At 64.3% G+C, this 19211-nt stretch carries 20 protein-coding genes; 19 read left to right on the top strand and 1 reads right to left on the bottom strand.

Going from position 1 to position 19211, the window contains the following annotated elements; genetic code table 11:
- Nucleotides 1–152: 152 nt before the first annotated feature.
- Complete coding sequence (locus AB9K35_RS03890) at nucleotides 153–2243, bottom strand: 3-hydroxyacyl-CoA dehydrogenase NAD-binding domain-containing protein (protein ID WP_369924591.1); 2091 nt, start codon at nucleotides 2241–2243, stop codon at nucleotides 153–155.
- A 387-nt stretch (nucleotides 2244–2630) separates the two neighbouring features.
- On the opposite strand from AB9K35_RS03890, the gene AB9K35_RS03885 reads away from it, so the two are divergent.
- The 19 genes from AB9K35_RS03885 to AB9K35_RS03795 all read left to right on the top strand — a co-directional run bounded on the left by AB9K35_RS03885 (nucleotide 2631) and on the right by AB9K35_RS03795 (nucleotide 19210).
- Complete coding sequence (locus AB9K35_RS03885; protein ID WP_369924590.1) at nucleotides 2631–3158, top strand: N-acetyltransferase family protein; 528 nt, start codon at nucleotides 2631–2633, stop codon at nucleotides 3156–3158.
- A gap of 145 nt (nucleotides 3159–3303) precedes the next feature.
- The gene (pcaF, locus tag AB9K35_RS03880) at nucleotides 3304–4506 is read left to right on the top strand and encodes a 3-oxoadipyl-CoA thiolase (RefSeq protein WP_369924589.1); all 1203 of its coding nucleotides are present in this window, start codon (nucleotides 3304–3306) and stop codon (nucleotides 4504–4506) included.
- Between the two features lie 24 nt (nucleotides 4507–4530).
- On the top strand, nucleotides 4531–5508 hold the full coding sequence (paaA, locus tag AB9K35_RS03875; protein WP_369924588.1) for a 1,2-phenylacetyl-CoA epoxidase subunit PaaA: 978 nt from the start codon (nucleotides 4531–4533) through the stop codon (nucleotides 5506–5508).
- Between the two features lie 53 nt (nucleotides 5509–5561).
- Entirely contained in the window at nucleotides 5562–5846 is a 285-nt protein-coding gene (gene paaB, locus AB9K35_RS03870) for a 1,2-phenylacetyl-CoA epoxidase subunit PaaB (protein WP_222456250.1), read from the top strand.
- Complete coding sequence (gene paaC, locus AB9K35_RS03865; RefSeq protein WP_369924587.1) at nucleotides 5846–6640, top strand: 1,2-phenylacetyl-CoA epoxidase subunit PaaC; 795 nt, start codon at nucleotides 5846–5848, stop codon at nucleotides 6638–6640. The genes paaB and paaC overlap by 1 nt, the downstream gene beginning before the upstream one ends.
- Nucleotides 6641–6765: 125 nt before the next feature.
- Nucleotides 6766–7251, top strand: a complete 486-nt coding sequence (paaD, locus tag AB9K35_RS03860; protein ID WP_369924586.1) for a 1,2-phenylacetyl-CoA epoxidase subunit PaaD — start codon at nucleotides 6766–6768, stop codon at nucleotides 7249–7251.
- 10 nt (nucleotides 7252–7261) lie between these two features.
- Nucleotides 7262–8335 (top strand): 1,2-phenylacetyl-CoA epoxidase subunit PaaE, encoded by a 1074-nt coding sequence (gene paaE / locus AB9K35_RS03855; protein ID WP_369924585.1) that lies wholly within the window; start codon nucleotides 7262–7264, stop codon nucleotides 8333–8335.
- A 24-nt stretch (nucleotides 8336–8359) separates the two neighbouring features.
- Nucleotides 8360–9121 (top strand): Phenylacetic acid catabolic protein, encoded by a 762-nt coding sequence (locus tag AB9K35_RS03850; RefSeq protein WP_369924584.1) that lies wholly within the window; start codon nucleotides 8360–8362, stop codon nucleotides 9119–9121.
- 242 nt (nucleotides 9122–9363) lie between these two features.
- Nucleotides 9364–9870 carry a VOC family protein gene (locus AB9K35_RS03845; protein ID WP_369924583.1) on the top strand — a complete coding sequence of 169 codons (507 nt, stop codon included), beginning with the start codon at nucleotides 9364–9366 and terminating at the stop codon, nucleotides 9868–9870.
- 45 nt (nucleotides 9871–9915) lie between these two features.
- Nucleotides 9916–10779 carry a branched-chain amino acid aminotransferase gene (locus AB9K35_RS03840; protein ID WP_369924582.1) on the top strand — a complete coding sequence of 288 codons (864 nt, stop codon included), beginning with the start codon at nucleotides 9916–9918 and terminating at the stop codon, nucleotides 10777–10779.
- A gap of 74 nt (nucleotides 10780–10853) precedes the next feature.
- The gene (locus AB9K35_RS03835; RefSeq protein WP_222456257.1) at nucleotides 10854–11309 is read left to right on the top strand and encodes a universal stress protein; all 456 of its coding nucleotides are present in this window, start codon (nucleotides 10854–10856) and stop codon (nucleotides 11307–11309) included.
- Nucleotides 11310–11454: 145 nt separating this feature from the next.
- Nucleotides 11455–12021 carry a NifU family protein gene (locus AB9K35_RS03830; protein WP_369924581.1) on the top strand — a complete coding sequence of 189 codons (567 nt, stop codon included), beginning with the start codon at nucleotides 11455–11457 and terminating at the stop codon, nucleotides 12019–12021.
- Nucleotides 12022–12041: 20 nt separating this feature from the next.
- Nucleotides 12042–12638, top strand: coding sequence for a tRNA (adenosine(37)-N6)-threonylcarbamoyltransferase complex dimerization subunit type 1 TsaB (gene tsaB / locus AB9K35_RS03825; RefSeq protein WP_222456259.1), 597 nt, complete (start codon nucleotides 12042–12044; stop codon nucleotides 12636–12638).
- Nucleotides 12631–13056, top strand: a complete 426-nt coding sequence (locus AB9K35_RS03820; RefSeq protein WP_369924580.1) for a GNAT family N-acetyltransferase — start codon at nucleotides 12631–12633, stop codon at nucleotides 13054–13056. Before tsaB ends, AB9K35_RS03820 begins: the two co-directional genes overlap by 8 nt.
- Before the next feature lie 163 nt (nucleotides 13057–13219).
- Nucleotides 13220–14218, top strand: a complete 999-nt coding sequence (locus AB9K35_RS03815; protein WP_222456261.1) for a BMP family ABC transporter substrate-binding protein — start codon at nucleotides 13220–13222, stop codon at nucleotides 14216–14218.
- Nucleotides 14219–14453: 235 nt separating this feature from the next.
- Complete coding sequence (locus AB9K35_RS03810; protein WP_222456262.1) at nucleotides 14454–15983, top strand: ABC transporter ATP-binding protein; 1530 nt, start codon at nucleotides 14454–14456, stop codon at nucleotides 15981–15983.
- Nucleotides 15983–17077, top strand: coding sequence for an ABC transporter permease (locus tag AB9K35_RS03805; protein WP_369924579.1), 1095 nt, complete (start codon nucleotides 15983–15985; stop codon nucleotides 17075–17077). Before AB9K35_RS03810 ends, AB9K35_RS03805 begins: the two co-directional genes overlap by 1 nt.
- Nucleotides 17077–18084: an ABC transporter permease gene (locus AB9K35_RS03800; RefSeq protein WP_369924578.1), complete on the top strand. Its 1008-nt coding sequence runs from the start codon at nucleotides 17077–17079 to the stop codon at nucleotides 18082–18084. The genes AB9K35_RS03805 and AB9K35_RS03800 overlap by 1 nt, the downstream gene beginning before the upstream one ends.
- Before the next feature lie 202 nt (nucleotides 18085–18286).
- Nucleotides 18287–19210 carry a sulfite exporter TauE/SafE family protein gene (locus AB9K35_RS03795; RefSeq protein ID WP_369924577.1) on the top strand — a complete coding sequence of 308 codons (924 nt, stop codon included), beginning with the start codon at nucleotides 18287–18289 and terminating at the stop codon, nucleotides 19208–19210.
- Nucleotide 19211: the final 1 nt, after the last annotated feature.

Here is a 19211-nt window from a genome sequence, read left to right as displayed (position 1 = left end):
TGCCTTGTTAGGCCCAGCGCCGCGCGTTTCGCGCGGCGCTTTTGCATTTAACATCGGCCTCAGCGCGCCTGGCACGGCGTAGCCGGGCCGCGGCCTGATGGCCCTCGACGGGCCGGAAGGGCGCGCCACCGACGAGGGCGGCGCTTCCGGTGTCAGTCGGCCTTGTTCAGATCGTCAAACCGGCGGCCGTCGGCGACCAGCTGCTCCAGCAGCGGCGCAGGCTGCCAGAAGAAGTCATCCTCTGCTGCATAGGCCCGGATGTCCGCGAGGATCCCGTCCAGCCCCTGCAGGTCCGCCCATTTCAGCGGGCCACCCCAGAAGCGCGGGAACCCATAGCCAAACAGCATGACCATATCCACGTCCAGCGGGCGGCGGGCTATGCCTTCTCCCACCACCTTGGCGGCCTCGTTCACCATGGCACACATGTAGCGCCGCAGCACCTCGGCATCGCTGAACTCGCGCGGGGTCACGCCCTGCTGCGCCTGATCCCTGGCAATCAGTTCGGCCACCTCCGGGTTGGGCACGCCACCACGCTGACCTGCCTCGTAGATGTAGAACCCCTTGCCGGTCTTCTGTCCGAAGTCGCCGCCTTCACAGAGCATCTCGTAAAAGCGCGGCACACGTTCGCGTGGATCGCGGGTCGGCGCGCGGCGCTTGCGGGCCGCCCAATTGATATCGAGCCCCGCCAGATCCCCCATCTCGAACGGCCCCATCGGGAAGCCGAAACCGCGCACCACCTCGTCCACCTGGTAGGGCGAGGCACCGTCCAGAACCACATATTCCGCCGCCTTGCGATAAGCGTTCATGATGCGGTTACCGATGAAGCCGTCACAGATGCCCGAGCGCACGGCGACTTTCTTCAACCGCTTGCCAAGGGCAAAGCCGGTGGCCAGCACCTCCGGCGCGGTTTTCTCTGCCACCACGACCTCGAGGAGCTTCATCACATGCGCAGGAGAGAAGAAATGCAGACCGATCACATCCTGCGGGCGGGAAGTCGCCGCCGCGATCTCATCCACATCCAGATAGGACGTGTTGGTCGCCAACACCGCCCCCGGTTTGCAATGGGAGTCCAGTTTGCCAAAGACCTCGCGTTTCACGTCCATGTCCTCGAACACCGCCTCGACCACCAGGTCCACCTGCGCCAGTGCCGTGTAATCGGTGGACACCGTCAGCGCCGCGCCGGTCAGCTCGGAGAACTGCGCCTCGCTGATCTTGCCGCGCTTCAGCGCGCCGCGCAGGTTGCCTTCGATCCGGCCGCGCGCTGCCGCCACCGCGTCCTCTGTCATCTCGATCAACACCACCGGCAAACCGGCCAGCAGGACGGCGGTGGCAATGCCCGCCCCCATGGTGCCGCCGCCGATCACCCCGACCGATGCGACGTCGCGCGGGCTGACGCCCTCTAGTTCCGGCAATTTGCTGACCGCTCGCTCGGCAAAGAAGGCGTGGATCAGGCCCTGGCGCTGATCCGAGTCCATCAGCTCCATGAACAGCGCGCGCTCGCGCTTCAGCCCTTCTTCGAAACTACCCGCCTCGGCCGCAGCCTGAACCGCCCGTACCGCGGTCGCGGGCGACAGCTGGCCGCGGCCCTTCTTCAGCACTGCCGCATAGGCCGCATCAAAGTCCACCGCCTCAGGCGCAGGCATCTCGCCCACCGCCCGGCGCGCGGCCCCTTTTTCCAACAGTTCGCGGGCATAGGACAGGCCGATCTCACGCGGATCGCCGTCCACCACCCGGTCGACGATGCCCTTCTCCAGCGCTTCGGCGGCGCTGACGTGACGCCCCGAGGTGATCATCTCCAGCGCCGCTTCGGTTCCCGCCAGTCGCGGCAGCCGCTGGGTGCCGCCGGCACCGGGCAGGATGCCGAGGTTCACCTCCGGCAAGCCCATCTTGGCGGACGGCACCGCCACCCGGTAATGCGAGGACAACGCCACCTCCAGCCCGCCGCCCAGCGCAGTGCCATGCATGGAAGAGACCACCAGCAGCGGCGAGGCTTCGATCCGGTTGCACAGATCCGGCAGGCTCGGCTCCTGAGGCGGCTTGCCGAACTCGCGGATGTCGGCGCCCGCGAAATAGGTGCGACCCTCGCCGTAGATCAGCACCGCCTTGGCGCCCTCTTGCTCGGCCCGTTCGATGCCCGCGAGCAGCCCCTTACGCACCTCGACGCCCAAGGCGTTCACGGGCGGGTTCTGCGCTTTCAGGACAGCGATGCTGCCCTCACGCTCATATAAAATGGCTTCACTCATGCGGCTGTCTTCTCCCCTTCGGCGCTGCTTGCGGCGCAGCGCAGCTTACGTCTGATTGGGCCACGCAGAACACTCTGCGCCTAGCCCCGATATCCTTTGGCAACCGGAGGGCACCTGGCAACTTGTAACAAGTTTCAGGCAGAAGTGAAACTTTTGAAACGCATTGCCCAAGCGTGCCATTCAGCTTTCCGCGGCAAGAAGAGCCGACGACGGCCGGAAAAGAAACCCCAAAGAACATTTACGCCCCCACCCCGGCGAGCGTCAGTGCGGAAACGAGGAGCCAGCCAGCCTGGCGTCGGAAGATCCCTTCAGGGGCGCCAAGACCCTTGACCCGCGTTCAGCCCTGACGAAACGATTGCGCATTTCCCCCTCGCCCACGGAGCCATAATGAACGCAACCAGGTCCCGCATCCGCCCCGCCACTCTGGACGATTGTTCCTGCCTCGCCGCGCTTTCAATCGAAGTCTGGTTGGGAACCTACCTGCGCCAAGGCGTTGCAGCGGCTTTTGCCGACTTCGTCCTCGACCATTTCACCCGATTGCACTTCGAGGCCGCGCTACAAGATCCCCAGGAACGAATTCTGGTGTCGCAGAACCAGCAGGGAATTGATGGCTACATTCGGCTGAGCCACAACCGCGCGCACCCCACCGGCGGCGTGTCCTGCACCGAGATCTCGACGCTGTATGTTCAGCCACGCCACCAAGGGAGCGGTATCGGTCGACGCTTGCTCCACGCCGGGCTGGAGCAGAGGCGCAGTTTGCACTGGGACGCGCCCTGGCTGGCCACGAACGCTGAAAACCATCCTGCAATCGAATTCTACCTGCGGCACGGGTTCTGTCGCGCTGGCATGACCCATTTTCAGATCGACGGTCAAAAATACCCCAATCAGGTCTTTCAGTTTGTGGACGCTGGCTAGCCGCGATGCGCCTGCCCACTTGTTACAGAATTTTCCACCATCACCTAATTGCGTTACATTTAACTTGCTGCGAATCATCATTCGGCGTATCACCGACCCTACGGTCGGGGAATTCCCGCCAGCACCACAGGAGACGCGAACACCCATGGATGCTTTCATCTGCGACGCCACCCGCACCCCGATCGGCCGCTACGGCGGTGCGCTCAGCCAGATACGCACTGACGACCTGGCCGCCCTGCCGATTGCCGCTCTTGCAGCGCGCAACCCGGATGTGGACTGGGGCAGTCTGGACGACGTGATCCTGGGCGACGCCAATCAGGCCGGCGAAAGCAACCGCAACGTCGCACGCATGGCGGCCCTGCTGGCGGGCCTTCCCACCACGGTGCCGGGCACCACGATCAACCGTCTCTGTGCCTCGGGCATGGATGCGGTCGGCATGGCCTCGCGCGGGATCAAGGCGGGTGACTATGACATGGCCATCGCCGGCGGCGTTGAAAGCATGTCGCGCGCGCCCTTCGTGATGCCCAAGGCCACCGCAGCCTTTACCCGTGCCAATGCGGTCTACGACACGACCATCGGCTGGCGCTTCGTGAACAAGCGCATGCATGACATGTATGGCACCGATTCCATGCCGCAGACCGCCGACAACGTTGCCGAAGACTACGGCGTCTCCCGCGAGGATCAGGACGCCTTTGCCGCCCGCAGCCAGGCCCGATGGGCTGCCGCGCATGAGGCTGGCATTTTCAAGGACGAGATCACCCCGGTCACCATTCCCCAGCGCAAGGGCGAGGACCTGGTGATCGACACCGACGAACACCCCCGCCCCGGCACCACAGCGGAGAAGCTGGCGGGTCTCAAGGGCGTCAACGGCCCGGACAAGAGCGTGACGGCAGGAAACGCCTCCGGCGTCAATGACGGCGCCGCCGCGATCCTGATGGCGAATGAGGCTGCGGCTGCGAAGAACGGCCTGAAGCCGATGGCCCGCATCGTCGGCATGGCCGCCGCAGGGGTCGAGCCGCGCATCATGGGCATTGGCCCGGTGCCCGCCACCCGCAAGGTTCTGGCCCGCACCGGCCTCACCATCGAACAGATGGACGTGATCGAACTGAACGAGGCCTTCGCCAGCCAGGGCCTTGCCACCCTGCGCGAACTTGGCCTTCCGGACGATGCGCCCCATGTTAACCCTAATGGCGGCGCCATCGCACTTGGCCACCCGCTCGGCATGTCCGGCGCGCGGCTGGTGCTGACCGCCGCCTATCAGCTGCAGCGCAGCGGCGGGCGCTATGCGCTCTGCACCATGTGCGTCGGCGTCGGTCAGGGAACAGCCCTGATCCTCGAACGCGTGTAATCTACCCCGCAGGAGGTCCCAGACATGTATGCTCAGATGATCAAATCCGAAGCGACCCAGGACGATCCGGAGAAGCTGGCCGCCTTTCAGGCCCGCATCGACGCGGGTGAGAAGATCGAGCCCAAGGACTGGATGCCCGAGGGCTACCGCAAGACGCTGATCCGCCAGATCGGCCAGCACGCGCACTCCGAGATCGTCGGCCAGCTGCCCGAAGGCAACTGGATCACCCGCGCGCCGACGCTGGAGCGCAAGGCGATCCTGCTGGCCAAGGTGCAGGATGAGGCAGGCCACGGGCTCTACCTCTACTGTGCCGCGGAAACGCTGGGCATCAGCCGCGACGAGATGACGGAAATGCTGCTCGACGGGCGCATGAAGTATTCCTCGATCTTCAACTACCCGACGCTGAACTGGGCCGACATCGGCGCGGTCGGCTGGCTGGTGGACGGTGCGGCGATCATGAACCAGGTGCCGTTGCAGCGGACCTCCTACGGCCCGTACTCCCGCGCTATGATCCGCGTCTGCAAGGAAGAAAGCTTTCACCAGCGCCAGGGCTACGATGTCATTCGCAGAATGGCCGAGGGCACGCCGGAGCAAAAGAAGATGGCGCAGGATGCGCTGAACCGGCTGTGGTACCCGTCACTGATGATGTTCGGTCCCTCCGACAAGGACTCGGTGCATTCCGCGCAGTCGATGAAATGGAAGATCAAGATGAACACCAACGACGAGCTGCGTCAGAAGTTCGTCGACCAGACCGTGCCGCAAGCGGAATACCTGGGGCTGACCATTCCGGACCCGGACCTGAAATGGAACGAGGAGCGCGGACACTATGATTTCACCGACCCGGACTGGAACGAGTTCTTTGACGTGATCAAGGGCAATGGCCCGTGCAATGCCGACCGTCTCGCCGCCCGCAACAAGGCCTGGAAGGATGGCCAGTGGGTGCGCGACGGCATGCTCGCACATGCCCGCAAAAAGGCCGCGCGCAAGCACGCGGCCGAGTAACTTTCGAACCTTCCAGCGCCCGCGGCGCCCCCTCAGCCAAGAGGATTAGAGATATGAAAAACGAATGGCCCCTGTGGGAAGTCTTCATCCGCGGCCAGCACGGCATGAGCCACCGCCACGTCGGCTCCCTGCACGCGCCCGACGCCGAGATGGCAATCAAGAACGCCCGCGACGTCTACACCCGCCGTAACGAAGGTGTGTCGATCTGGGTTGTCGAAGCCGCGGCGATCACCGCCTCCTCACCCAGCGACAAGGGTCCTCTTTACGAGCCGTCGGAAAGCAAGGTTTACCGTCACCCGACTTTCTTTGACATTCCTGACGAAGTGGGGGCGATGTAATGACTGCCGCCGCCGCCAAAGCTCAGCCCGCCCTCACCCAGCAAGAAGCCTTTGTGCAGTTCCTGCTGCGCATGGGAGACAACACGCTGATCCTCGGTCACCGGGTCAGCGAATGGTGCGGGCACGCGCCGGTGCTGGAGGAAGACATCGCACTGGCCAACATCGCTCTCGACCTGATCGGCCAGACCCAGATGTGGTTGGAGGTAGCAGCAGATGTGCAGGGCGAGGGGAAATCCGCAGACGATCTCGCGTTTCTGCGCGATGCCTGGGACTTCCGCAACCTGCTGCTGGTCGAGATGCCCAACGGTGACTTCGGCCAGACGCTGATGCGCCAGTTCCTGTTCGACGCCTGGCATGGACTGATGCTGGAGCAGCTGAAAAGCTCCTCGGACGAGCGGGTGGCCGCGATTGCGGAGAAGGCTTCGAAAGAAGTTGCCTACCACTTTGAGCGGTCCGCCGAGACGGTGATTTCCCTTGGGGACGGCACCGAGGAAAGCCACAACCGCATGCAGGCGGCGCTGGATTACCTCTGGCCCTACGTCGGCGAAATGTTCCTCTCCGACGAGATCGACGCCGCGATGGAGCAGGCAGGAATCGCGCCGGATCCGGCGACCTTGCGCGACGCATACGATAGCCGCGTCTGCGACGTTCTGGCAGAGGCTACGCTTACCATCCCGGAGAGCCGCTTTGCCCAGAAAGGCGGCCGCACCGGCCAGATGCACACCGAGCACCTAGGCCATCTCCTGACCCAGATGCAATGGCTGCAACGCGCCTACCCCGGCGCCAAGTGGTAACGTCACGGTACAAGAACTAAGGGCAGCCCCCGGCCTCGGGTGGGGGGTAAAGCCCCCCTCCCGTGGGGGAGGTCGGGAGCTGCCCGGCCTAGCGTCCGGGCGAAACAGCCAATGAGGATTTCCGCATGAGCCAACTTGCCGAAAAGCCAGCCGAGAAGCCCAGCCTGGACCAGGTCTGGGAGTGGCTGGACGCGGTGCCGGACCCGGAGATCCCGGTGATTTCCCTTGTCGACCTTGGCGTCATCCGCGGCGTCGAGTGGCAGGACGACACGCTGGTCGTCACCGTTACACCCACCTATTCCGGCTGCCCGGCCACCGCGGTGATCCAGATGGATATCGAAACCGCCCTCAAGGCCCGCGGCATCGGGGATTTGAAGCTGAACACCCAGATCTCGCCCGCCTGGACCACCGATTGGCTGTCGGACAAAGGCCGCGCCAAGCTCGAGGCCTACGGCATCGCCCCGCCCCAGCCCGCGGGCGGCCCGGAAAAATGCCCGCATTGCGGCAGCCGACATATCACCAAGGTCAGCCAGTTCGGCTCGACCCCCTGCAAGGCCCACTGGCGCTGCCAGGACTGCCTCGAACCTTTTGATTATTTCAAGTGCATCTGAGGAGACCCTGATGGCGCGCTTTCACGACCTTGAAGTCACCGATGTCCGCAAGACCATTCGCGATGCGGTGGTGGTCACCCTGAAACCCTCGCCGGAGGCGGCCACTGCGTTCGATTTCACCCAAGGCCAATATCTGACCTTCCGGCGGGACTTCGACGGCGAGGAGCTGCGCCGCAGCTATTCCATCTGTGCCGGCAAGGACGAGGGCATCCTGCAGGTCGGCATCAAGCGCGTCGACGGCGGCGCCTTTTCAACCTGGGCCAACACCGAGCTGAAAGTCGGCGATACCCTGCAGGCGATGTCGCCGATGGGCACCTTTCACACGCCGCTCGATCCGAAGGCTGAAAAACACTATCTCGGCTTCGCGGGCGGCTCCGGCATCACGCCCGTCCTCTCGCTCCTCAAGACGACGCTGGCAACAGAGCCCAAGTCCTCCTTCACGCTGGTCTACGCCAACAAGGGCGTGAACACGATCATGTTCCGCGAGGAACTGGAGGATCTGAAGAACATCCACATGGGGCGACTGAACGTCATCCACGTGCTGGAATCCGACGCTCAGGACATTGACCTATTCACCGGTCTCGTGACCGAGGAGAAATGCGCCCAGCTCTTTGAGCATTGGATCGACATCACGTCCGTCGACACCGCCTTCATCTGTGGCCCAGAACCGATGATGCTCGGCATCGCCGCAGCCCTGCGCACGGCCGGGCTGGAGGACAGCCAGATAAAGTTTGAACTTTTCGCCTCTGCCCAGCCGGGCCGCGCCAAGCGCAAGGCGGGCGCCGCAGAAGCCGGCACAAGCGCCAATCAGACCAAGGCGGCCATCACGCTCGACGGGGCCACCCAGACCATACTGATGGGCAAGGACGTGACGCTGCTGGACGCCGCTCTGGAAAACGCCATGGACGCGCCCTACGCTTGCAAGGCGGGCGTCTGCTCCACCTGCCGCTGCAAGGTTTTGGAGGGCGAGGTGGAGATGGTCGCCAATCACGCGCTTGAGGATTACGAGGTCGAAAAAGGGTATGTGCTGAGCTGCCAGGCCTACCCGGTGACGGATACAGTGGTGGTGGACTACGACCAGTAGCAACCGTTTTGGGGAGGATCAGCCGTGGCTGAAGATATGAGCATCGAAACCTACCTGGCCCGCGGGGGCGTGTTGACCACCCCGGCCAACGTCCCGCCCCGCTACCGGGCAGAGCTGCTGAAGCTGATGGCAACCTTCGTCGACAGCGAGCTGGCCGGTGCCGCAGGTTTTGCTGATATCATCAACCAGGGTCCCGGCATCCAGGCCCGCATCGCCGCGGCCCGTATCGTGCTGGAAAAAACCGCGCATGCGGACCGGGTGTTGCGCCTGATGGGGGAATTCGGTGCGGACACGGCGCGCTATGCCGATCACCATCCCTGGACCGCCCGGCTGGCACGTGATGCCGACATCGGACAGAGCCGAAGCCAACACGACATGCGGCTGGCGGTCTTCAACTACCCGCTGCAAGGCTGGGCCGATGCGGTCGTGATGAACATGTTGATGGGCCGCGCCGTGACCCTCCAGCTGGAGGAGCTGAGCCATGTCTCCTATCAGCCCTTGGCCGAGGCCTTCCGCACGATCCTGCCAGCGGAGACCCGCCACGCGGAACTGGCCGAAGAAGGGCTGATGAAACTCGTGGAATCAACCGGAACCGAGCCCCTGCAAGACTTGGTTGACTATTGGTGGCCACGGGTCGCGGCCAGCTTCGGGCAGGAAGCCTCGGACAAGTTCGAAGGGCTGAAAGCGATGGGGCTGCGCCGCACGCCAAACGCCGAGTTGAAGACCCGCTGGCAGCAACAGGCGACTTCCATCCTGACAAAAGCCGGGCTGGCGCCAGCAGGCTGAGCCCGGCTGCGTCTTCGAGACAAGCAGAACGCGCAGCCGGCACTCCCGCCCGTCCTTGCACGCATTACCATGCGCTGGTCCGCTTGGGCGCGGCGCGCCTGTCGGCGCGCGCTCACGATCCCTGTGACAGTGTGCAACCGCACAGGGGAATGGTGCGCCCCTGTGGACTGGCACCGGCCCTGACTGTCGCCATAATCAAAGGGACAGACCGCGCGGCGGCAAAGCACCTCAAGGAGACGAACATGAGCACTGGTTCCACATCCCTCCCCCAAGGCACCTGCATCGGCCATGTTCACCTGAAGGTCTCCGACCTTGAGCGTGCAATCGGCTTCTACAGCGGCGTTCTGGGGTTCGATGTCACCCAGCGGATCGGCGAGTCCGCGGCTTTCCTCTCGGCAGGCGGCTATCATCACCACATTGGCCTGAACACCTGGCACTCGCGCGGCGGGGCGCAACCGGCTCCGGGCACCACGGGGCTATACCATACCGCAATCCTGCTACCGGACCGCCCCAGCCTCGGTGCGGTGCTGCGTCGGGTCCTGGCGGCCAACATCCCGCTGGAGGGCGCCGCCGACCATGGCGTTTCAGAAGCGCTCTACATCCGCGACCCGGACGGCAACGGTGTCGAACTCTACCGGGACCGCCCGGCAACGGAGTGGCCGCGGACCGCCGATGGCGAACTGGCGATGGTCAACGGGCCGCTTGATCTCGAGGCGCTGCTGGAGGCGGAAAAGGGTATGGACCTCTGACCCATTCCTGCCTAGCGTTCCGCCACCAAGCGAAAGGACAGATCGATGGCCGCAGGCAGAAAAATCCGGACCTATTTCAATGGCACCTGGTACGACGGCGATGTCGCCGTGATGCGGGCCGCGGACCATGGGATGTGGCTGGGCTCCTCGGTGTTTGACGGCGCCCGCTTCTTTGATGGCGTCACACCGGACCTGGACCTGCATTGCGCCCGCACCAATGCCTCGGCCCTTGCGTTGATGATGGAACCGACCGTGCAGGCGGCTGAAATGGCCGAACTGATCCGCGACGGGCTCAAAGGGTTTGCCGCGGACGCAGCCGTCTACGTGCGGCCGATGTACTGGGCCACCGATGGTGATGCGACGCTGATTGCTCCGGACGCGGACAGCACGCAATTCGCCGTCAGCCTGGAAGAGATCCCGATGCCCGCCGCCGACGCCTCTGCCACGCTGACCCGCACCCGTTTCCGTCGGCCGGTGCTGGAAGACGCGGTGGTGAATGCCAAGGCCGGATGCCTCTATCCCAACAACGCCCGCATGCTGCGCGAGGCCCGCAGCAAGGGCTTTACGAATGCCTTGGCACTGGATGCCATGGGCAATGTTGCCGAAACCGCCACCAGCAACGTCTTCTTGGTCCGCGATGGCGTCGTGTTCACGCCGATACCCAACGGCACCTTCCTGGCCGGCATCACCCGCGCCCGCCATATCGCCAACATGCGCGCCGATGGAATGACCGTGACCGAATGCGTGCTGACCTACGAAGACTTCGAAACCGCGGATGAGGTCTTTCTGTCCGGCAACATGGCCAAAGTGACCCCGGTCACCGCGTTCGACGATTGCACCTATGAGATCGGCCCGGTGACCAAACGCGTCCGCGCGCTCTACTGGGATTGGGCAGCAGGGCAGAAATGACAGCGCGGCAGCAGCTCTATTGCCTGATCGGCCTGCTTGCGCCATGATCCCGACGCAACAACACGTGAGGCGAGATGCGCAAATTCCTGGTGGTACTGGACGACAGCCGCGAATGTCTGAACGCGATGCGCTTTGCCGCGATGCGGGCTGCGCACACCGGCGGCGGTGTGACCATCCTGTCGGTGATCCCGCCGGATGAATTCAACCACTGGATCGGTGTCGGCGAGGTCATGCGTGAAGAGGCCCGCGAACGCATTCACGCGCACTTCGAGGTTTTCGCCAAGTGGATGCGTGACCGCCAGAATGTCGACCCCGAGCTGGTGATCCGCGAAGGCGAGCCAGTGCCTGAAATCCTCGACTATATCGAGGGCGATCCAGAAATCGGCGTGCTGGTGCTGGGCGCGGGCATCGGGCGCAAGGGACCGGGACCGCTGGTCACCCAGCTGACCAAGAACTCGGGCACGCTGCCGGTGCCGATCACCATCGTTCCGGGCGATCTGTCCAAGGAACGGCTGGAAGCCATCACCTGACACCCGACGCGACCGAACACCACCGCGCTGCGCCCCGCTCCCATTGCCATTGCTCTGCCGAGCCCCGGCAATTTAGAATGGTTCCAAATCTTGACTTGCCGGGGCGCAAGGCGCATATCGGGAACACGCTTAACGGAGACCCGCCATGTTCATTCAGACCGAATCCACGCCCAACCCGGCGACGCTGAAATTCCTGCCGGGTCAGACAGTTCTCGAGGTCGGCACCGCAGACTTTGCCAGTGCCGAGGCCGCCGAGAAATCCCCCCTGGCTGCCCGCATTTTCGCCGTGGACGGCGTGACCGGCGTATTCTTTGGCAATGACTTCGTCACCGTGACCAAGGAAGACAGCGTCGATTGGGACCACATCAAGCCCGCCATCCTCGGCGCGGTGATGGAGCACTTCCAATCCGGTCAGCCGGTGATGGCCGATGGCTCGTCCGATCCGGCCTCGGGCCACGCGGAACACTCGGGCGAAGATGCCGAGATCGTCAACCAGATCAAGGAACTGCTGGACAGCCGCGTCCGCCCCGCAGTTGCCCAGGACGGCGGCGACATCACCTTCCACGGCTTTGATCGCGGCGTTGTCTACCTGCACATGCAGGGTGCCTGCGCAGGTTGCCCCTCCTCGACCCTGACGCTGAAGATGGGCATCGAGAACCTGCTGCGCCATTACATCCCGGAAGTCACCGAGGTGCGCCCGGTTGCCGTGTGACGGCTGCGAAAGGACATTGCATGACCTCTGAACCACTGGTTCTGGGATTTGACACATCGGCCGCGCATTGCGCGGCCGCTTTGCTGCGCGGCGACGAGGTGCTGACCACCCGCCTGGAAGAGATGACCCGCGGCCAGGCCGAACGACTGATGCCGCTGCTGCAAGAGGTGCTGTCCGAGGCCGATGCCAGCTGGGAAGACCTCGACGCGCTGGGAGTCGGCATCGGGCCGGGCAATTTCACCGGGATCCGCATAGCCGTATCCGCAGCCCGTGGGCTGGCCCTCGGGCTGGACATCCCGGCGGTGGGCGTCAACGGCTTTGAGGCCCGCAAGGCGGACGGCAGCCTGCCCGCGGTGCCTGCCCCCCGTGACCAGGTCTATGCCGCCCTGCCCGGCGAGGCGCCGCGTCTGATGCCGCGCCAGGAGGCCGAGGACGCCGCCCGCGGTGCCGGTCTGGCGTTTGCGCCCGAGGCGAGCCCCCCCGGGATCGCGGAAGCCATTGCGCGCATCGCCTCCGTACGCTTTGCCACCGCCACCGAGCCCCCCGCGCCACTTTACCTGCGGGCCGCGGACGCCGCGCCCTCGAGTGACGTAGCGCCGACCCTGCTCGATGACTGACGCACCAAACCCGTCACAGATGGCCGCGACCCATGCGGCCGCCTTCACCCAATCGCGTCCCTGGACACCCGGTGAATTCGCGGAGCTGTTGAGCAGCCCCCTGTCCCTTGTGGCCGGCGACGAGCGCTGCTTTGCCCTGTTTCGCGTGATCGCGGACGAGGCGGAACTGCTGACCATTGCCACCCACCCGGACCACCAGCGCCAGGGACTGGCGCGGGCCTGCCTGTCCCGCGCGGAGGTCGAGCTGCGGTTGTGTGACGTGACGGAGGTGTTCCTTGAGGTCGCCGCCGACAATGCTCCGGCACAGTCGCTATATCTCAGCGCGGGATTCGCGGAGTGCGGCCTGAGGCGGGAATATTACCCGCGTCCGGGCGCGCAAGCTGTCGACGCGCTGCTGATGCGCAAGGCTTTACGTTAGGCCACTTTGCGGTTCAGCCCGCTATTTCGCACCATTTGGTCAAAAAGCTGTTGACCCTCTCCCTGCCCTGCAGGCTAAATTGCCGCACCCTTTTGGCCTGAACGAGGCCGGGCAGCGGCAAACCCCGCTGCATATGAAAAAAAATGATAGTGGGAGTTTCCTGATGACCCTGATGAAATCGCTGATGGGCGCAGCCGCGTCGCTGGCGCTGACCGCAGGCGCCGCACTGGCAGAACCGGCGCTGATCTTCGACCTGGGCGGCAAATTCGACAAGAGCTTCAACGAAGCCGCCCATAACGGTGCCAGCCGCTGGGCCGAAGAGACTGGCGGCAGCTACCGCGAGATCGAGCTGCAGTCCGAAGCCCAGCGCGAGCAGGCCCTGCGCCGCTTTGCCGAAGCCGGCGCTAACCCCGTCATCACCATGGGCTTTGCCATGGCCGACCCGCTCAGCACTGTTGCCGCCGATTACCCGGACACCAAGTTCGTGGCTGTCGACGTCACCTGGCTGGAAGCGCCCAACATTCGCCAGATCGGCTTTGCCGAGCATGAAGGCTCCTATCTGGTCGGCATGATGGCGGCGATGGCGTCGAAGTCCGACACCGTCGGCTTCATCGGCGGCATGGACATCCCGCTGATCCGCCACTTTGCCTGTGGCTATGCCCAGGGCGTGAAGGCCGTGAACCCCGACGCCAAGGTTGTCGCCAACATGACCGGCACCACCCCGGCGGCCTGGAACGACCCGGTGAAGGGCTCGGAGTTGACCAAGTCGCAGATCAGCCAGGGCGCTGACGTGATCTATGCAGCGGCCGGCGGCACCGGTGTGGGCGTGCTGCAGACCGCCGCCGACGAAGGCATCCTGTCGATTGGTGTGGACAGCAACCAGAACCACCTGCACCCGGGCAAGGTTCTGACCTCCATGCTCAAGCGGGTGGACGTGGCCGTCTATGAAGCCATGAAGGCCGGCGAAGACCTGGAGACCGGCGTCTTCACCATGGGTCTGGCCGAAGACGGTGTGGGCTATGCCCTGGACGAGCACAACGCCCCGCTGGTCACCGACGAGATGAAGGCCGCGGTTGAAGAAGCCCGCGAAAAGATCATCGCAGGCGAGATCAGCGTCGCAAGCTACTATGAAAACGACAGCTGCCCTGCGCTGAGCTTCTGATCCGATTGTCCCAGGCCATGACGGATTGTCTGCATATTCTGCGTGCCGCCTGGGGCCAGCTATCACCCGCTTCCCGATCCGCCTCGGCGGACATGGGGGGCGGGTTCCTCTTTTTCCACTCCGATCCCGGCAGCGCCGGTTGGTCAGGCATCTATCCCGCCTGCCCGTCCCGCATCGCGCCAGCCGCCCTCACTTTGGGAGCAAGGATCGGAACTTCAGGCATGGGAGAGCCCGCTTGACCGCCCCCGCCATCGAACTCAAAGGCATTTCCAAAGCCTTTGGCCCGGTCCAGGCAAACAAGGACATTTCCATCCGCGTCGCCCCCGGCACCATTCACGGCATCATCGGTGAAAACGGCGCCGGTAAATCGACACTGATGTCGATCCTCTATGGGTTTTACAAGGCTGACAAGGGCGAGGTCTGGATCAACGGCACGCGCACCGAGATCCCCGACAGCCAGGCCGCCATCGCTGCCGGCATCGGCATGGTGTTCCAGCATTTCAAACTGGTGGAGAATTTCACCGTGCTGGAAAACATCGTGCTGGGCGCCGAGGACAGCGGCCTGCTGATGCCCTCGCTGCGCCGCGCCCGCAAGGAGCTGAAGGCGCTTGAGGAAGAATACGAGCTGTTCGTCGACCCCGATGCCCGCATCGACGAAATCGGCGTCGGCGCGCAGCAGCGGGTCGAAATCCTCAAGGCGCTGTACCGCAAGGCGGAAATCCTGATCCTGGACGAACCCACCGGGGTGCTCACCCCGTCCGAGGCCGACCAGTTGTTCCGCATCCTCGACCGGCTGCGCGCCGAAGGAAAGACCATCATCCTGATCACGCACAAACTGCGCGAGATCATGGAGTACACCGACACGGTGTCGGTGATGCGCCGCGGTCAGATGACCGCCACCGTCAAGACGGCTGAGACCAGCCCCGAGCACCTGGCCGAACTGATGGTCGGCCGCAAGGTGCTGCTGCGCGTCGACAAGGTGCCCGCAACACCAGGGGCCCCGGTGCTGGAGGTCGAGGGCCTGCGGGTGGTCGACAGCGCCGGCGTCGAGCGCCTGAAGGGCATTGATCTGACCGTGCGCGCGGGCGAGATCGTCGGCATCGCCGGGGTTGCGGGCAATGGCCAGTCCGAGCTTCTGGAGGTGCTGGGCGGCATGCGCGAAGGCACCGGCACCCTCAAGCTGCACGGCCAGCCGCTGCCACTGTCAGGTCATGGTGCCGACGGCAGGGCGCGCCGCGCCGCCCATGTCGGCCACGTGCCGGAAGACCGCCAGCGCGAAGGGCTGATCATGGATTTCCACGCCTGGGAAAATGTCGCCTTCGGCTATCATCGCGATCCGGCCTACCAGAACGGCCTGATGATGAACAATGCCGCCCTGCGCGCCGATACCGAGGCCAAGATGGAGAAGTTCGACGTGCGCCCGCCGGATCCCTGGCTGGCCGCCAAGAACTTCTCTGGCGGCAACCAGCAGAAGATCGTGGTCGCCCGCGAGATCGAGCGCAACCCCGACCTGCTGCTGGTGGGCCAGCCGACCCGCGGCGTCGACATCGGCGCCATCGAATTCATTCACAAGCAGATCGTGGCCCTGCGCGATCAGGGCAAGGCCATCCTGCTCGTCTCGGTCGAGCTGGAGGAAATCCTGTCCCTGTCGGACCGTGTGGCGGTGATGTTTGACGGCATGATAATGGGCGAACGCCCGGCTGATCAGACCAACGAGAAAGAGCTCGGCCTGATGATGGCCGGTGTCGCGGGGGAGGCCGCGTAATGGAAAAGATGCCAAAATGGGCCGACGTGGTCCTGATCCCGCTGATCAGCCTGCTGCTGGCCGCCGCGCTCTCGGCGCTGGTGATCCTTGCCATCGGCGAAGACCCGGTGGCCGCGGTCAAGCTGATGGTCGACGGAGCGCTGGGGTCCACCTATGGCTGGGGCTACACGCTCTATTACGCCACCAACTTCATGTTCACGGGCCTCGCGGTGGCGGTGGCCGCCCATGCAGGGCTGTTCAACATCGGCGGTGAAGGCCAGGCAATGCTGGGGGGCCTCGGCGTTGCCCTGGTGTGCCTGTTCATCCCCTGGCCGCATTGGTCGCTGGCGCTGATCTTTGCCGCCCTTGGCGCCGGCCTGTTTGGCGCCGCCTGGGCCGCGATCCCCGCCTATCTGCAGGCCAAGCGCGGCAGCCATATCGTGATCACCACCATCATGTTCAACTTTATCGCCGCGGCGGTGCTGAACTACATGCTGGTCAATGTGCTGCGCCCCAAGGGCTCGCAGGATCCGGCCTCGGCCCGCTTCCCGGAAACGGTCCACCTGCCCTCGCTGCATGAAATGCTGGCGCCGCTGGGGATCGAGTTCTCCAAATCCGGCCCCGCCAATGTCAGCCTTCTGGTGGCGCTGGCCGCCTGCGTGGTGATCTGGCTGCTGATCTGGCGCACCCCGCTGGGCTACGAGATCCGCTCCCTGGGCAAATCCGAACCGGCAGCGCGCTATGCGGGCATTTCCTCGGTGCGCATCGTGATGATCGCCATGCTGATCTCCGGCGCGCTGGCCGGGATGATGGCCATCAACAACGTCATGGGCGAGGCCGAGCGCCTCGTGCTGAACTCCACCGAAGGCGCCGGTTTCATCGGCATCGCGGTGGCGCTGATGGGGCGCAACCACCCCTTCGGCGTGTTCCTGGCCGCAATCCTGTTCGGCTTTCTCTACCAGGGCGGCGCAGAACTGGCGCTCTGGACCTCGATCCCGCGCGAGCTGATCGTGGTGATCCAGGCCTTGGTGATCCTGTTCACCGGCGCGCTGGACAACATGGTGCGGATGCCGCTTGAGAAGATCTTCATCGCGGTACGGAAGGGGCAAAACTGATGGAATTCCTGACGATCATCCAGATTCTGGACTCCACCATCCGCCTGGCAACACCGCTGCTGTTGGCCTGCCTCGCGGGTCTGTTTTCCGAACGCGCGGGCATCTTCGACATCGGGCTTGAGGGCAAGATGCTGATGGCGGCCTTCTTCTCGGCGGCGGTGGCCGCCGTCACCGGCAATGTCTGGCTGGGATTGCTGGCAGGCATTGCCGCCTCTCTGGTACTGTCGGTACTGCACGGGGTCGCGTCGATCACCTTCCGGGGTAACCAGCTGATCTCCGGCGTTGCGATCAACTTCCTCGCCTCTGGCCTGACGGTTCTGATCGCGCAGGACTGGTTCAAGCAGGGCGGCCGCACGCCTTCGCTGTTCAGCGGCGGCCGGTTCGAGGGCTGGGAATGGCCCTTTGCCATCGGCCCTGAGGATGCTGCGGCGACAGGTCAGCCGGTGTCGCGCCTGATGGCCGAAGCCAACCCCGTGCATCAGGTCTATTCCGAGCTGCTGTCGGGCCACTCCATCCTGGTCTACTTCGCCTTCCTCGCAGTGCCCGCAACCTGGTGGATCCTGTTCCGCACCCGGTTTGGTCTGCGGCTGCGGGCGGTGGGCGAAAACCCAGCCGCAGTTGATACCGCCGGCGTCTCGGTCGTGGGGCTGCGTTACGCAGCCGTTCTGATCTGCGGCTTGCTGTGCGGCATTGCCGGTGCTTACCTCGCCACCGCGCTTCAGGCCGGCTTCGTCAAGGAGATGACCGCAGGGCGCGGCTTCATCGCGCTTGCGGCGCTGATCTTTGCCAAGTGGCGGCCTTGGCACGCCATGGGGGCCTGCCTGCTTTTCGGCCTGTTGCAAGCAATCGCGCTGCGGTTTCAGAACATCGAACTGGGCGGTCTGACCATCCCGGTGCAGGCAATGGACGCGCTTCCCTATGTACTCACAGTGGTGATTCTGGCCGGCTTCGTGGGCAAGGCGATCCCGCCCCGTGCCGGCGGCCAACCCTATGTAAAAGAGCGCTAAGAGCGCTAAGAGCGCGTATCGCCCTGCCGCTACGCGCTGTCACTCAAACGCCCGGTCCCGCACCGGGCGTTTTCTGTTTTCCCGTCTGCGCCCGAAATTGCCGAGGCTAGATAGGTCCAGTTTCTCGCGTCAACTCAGTCCTGCACGCTGCATAGCAGCATCGGTCATTGATTTTTGAACGAACTCAGGTCTAACAAAGAACATGCAGATCTACCTTCCCATAGCCGAGGTCTCGGTGAACGCGTTCCTGTTGCTGGGCCTTGGCGGCCTGGTCGGGATTCTGTCGGGCATGTTTGGGGTTGGCGGCGGCTTCTTGATGACGCCGCTCTTGTTTTTCATCGGCATTCCACCCGCGGTGGCGGTGGCGACCGAGGCCAACCAGATTGTCGCCTCTTCCTTTTCCGGTGTGCTGGCCCATTTCCGAAGGCGCACCGTCGATATCAAGATGGGGCTGGTTCTGCAGGCAGGCGGCCTCATCGGCGCCGCGCTCGGGGTGGTGGTTTTCAACTACCTCAAGGCACTGGGTCAGGTCGATCTGCTGGTGAAGCTGTGCTATGTCGTGTTCCTCGGCGTCGTCGGCGGGCTGATGTTCATCGAGAGCCTCAACGCCATCCGCAAGACCCGTAAGGCAGGCGGCTCCGCGCCACCCAGCCGGCGCCAGCGCGGCTGGGTACATGCCCTGCCCTTCAAGATGCGCTTTCGCACCTCCGGGCTCTATATCTCGGTGATCCCGCCGGTGCTGGTCGGGGTCTGCGTTGGCATCCTGGCGGCCATCATGGGGGTCGGCGGCGGCTTCATCATGGTGCCTGCGATGATCTACATTCTTGGTATGCCCACCAAGGTGGTGGTCGGCACCTCGTTGTTCCAGATCATCCTGGTCACGGGCTTCACAACCATGCTGCACGCCACCACCAACTACACCGTCGATATCGTCCTGGCGGTGCTGCTGCTGGTCGGCGGCGTCATCGGCGCGCAGATCGGCACCCGCATCGGCGTCTACCTCAAGGCAGAGCAGCTGCGCATTCTGCTGGCGCTGATGGTCATTGCTGTCTGCGTCAAGCTGGGCCTCGATTTGCTGCTGCAACCGGCTGAGCTGTTCTCGCTCGGCGCGATGGGAGGGCACTGAC

This window comes from Leisingera sp. XS_AS12 (assembly GCF_041224635.1).
In the GTDB taxonomy this organism is placed as follows: domain Bacteria; phylum Pseudomonadota; class Alphaproteobacteria; order Rhodobacterales; family Rhodobacteraceae; genus Leisingera.
The sequence above is the reverse complement of the archived record's forward strand: the minus strand, read 5'-3'. Positions and strand labels throughout refer to the sequence as shown.

What these genes read in the sequence shown, in the direction of transcription:
- AB9K35_RS03840 (WP_369924582.1), top strand. Translation starts at nt 9,916, where the DNA reads ATGGCCGCAGGCAGAAAAATCCGGACCTATTTCAATGGCACCTGGTAC.
- paaC (WP_369924587.1), top strand. Translation starts at nt 5,846, where the DNA reads ATGACTGCCGCCGCCGCCAAAGCTCAGCCCGCCCTCACCCAGCAAGAA.
- AB9K35_RS03845 (WP_369924583.1), top strand. Translation starts at nt 9,364, where the DNA reads ATGAGCACTGGTTCCACATCCCTCCCCCAAGGCACCTGCATCGGCCAT.
- AB9K35_RS03800 (WP_369924578.1), top strand. Translation starts at nt 17,077, where the DNA reads ATGGAATTCCTGACGATCATCCAGATTCTGGACTCCACCATCCGCCTG.
- paaD (WP_369924586.1), top strand. Translation starts at nt 6,766, where the DNA reads ATGAGCCAACTTGCCGAAAAGCCAGCCGAGAAGCCCAGCCTGGACCAG.
- AB9K35_RS03890 (WP_369924591.1), bottom strand. Translation starts at nt 2,243, where the DNA reads ATGAGTGAAGCCATTTTATATGAGCGTGAGGGCAGCATCGCTGTCCTG.
- pcaF (WP_369924589.1), top strand. Translation starts at nt 3,304, where the DNA reads ATGGATGCTTTCATCTGCGACGCCACCCGCACCCCGATCGGCCGCTAC.
- paaA (WP_369924588.1), top strand. Translation starts at nt 4,531, where the DNA reads ATGTATGCTCAGATGATCAAATCCGAAGCGACCCAGGACGATCCGGAG.
- AB9K35_RS03805 (WP_369924579.1), top strand. Translation starts at nt 15,983, where the DNA reads ATGGAAAAGATGCCAAAATGGGCCGACGTGGTCCTGATCCCGCTGATC.
- AB9K35_RS03835 (WP_222456257.1), top strand. Translation starts at nt 10,854, where the DNA reads ATGCGCAAATTCCTGGTGGTACTGGACGACAGCCGCGAATGTCTGAAC.
- AB9K35_RS03885 (WP_369924590.1), top strand. Translation starts at nt 2,631, where the DNA reads ATGAACGCAACCAGGTCCCGCATCCGCCCCGCCACTCTGGACGATTGT.
- tsaB (WP_222456259.1), top strand. Translation starts at nt 12,042, where the DNA reads ATGACCTCTGAACCACTGGTTCTGGGATTTGACACATCGGCCGCGCAT.
- AB9K35_RS03830 (WP_369924581.1), top strand. Translation starts at nt 11,455, where the DNA reads ATGTTCATTCAGACCGAATCCACGCCCAACCCGGCGACGCTGAAATTC.
- AB9K35_RS03820 (WP_369924580.1), top strand. Translation starts at nt 12,631, where the DNA reads ATGACTGACGCACCAAACCCGTCACAGATGGCCGCGACCCATGCGGCC.
- paaB (WP_222456250.1), top strand. Translation starts at nt 5,562, where the DNA reads ATGAAAAACGAATGGCCCCTGTGGGAAGTCTTCATCCGCGGCCAGCAC.
- paaE (WP_369924585.1), top strand. Translation starts at nt 7,262, where the DNA reads ATGGCGCGCTTTCACGACCTTGAAGTCACCGATGTCCGCAAGACCATT.
- AB9K35_RS03795 (WP_369924577.1), top strand. Translation starts at nt 18,287, where the DNA reads ATGCAGATCTACCTTCCCATAGCCGAGGTCTCGGTGAACGCGTTCCTG.
- AB9K35_RS03815 (WP_222456261.1), top strand. Translation starts at nt 13,220, where the DNA reads ATGACCCTGATGAAATCGCTGATGGGCGCAGCCGCGTCGCTGGCGCTG.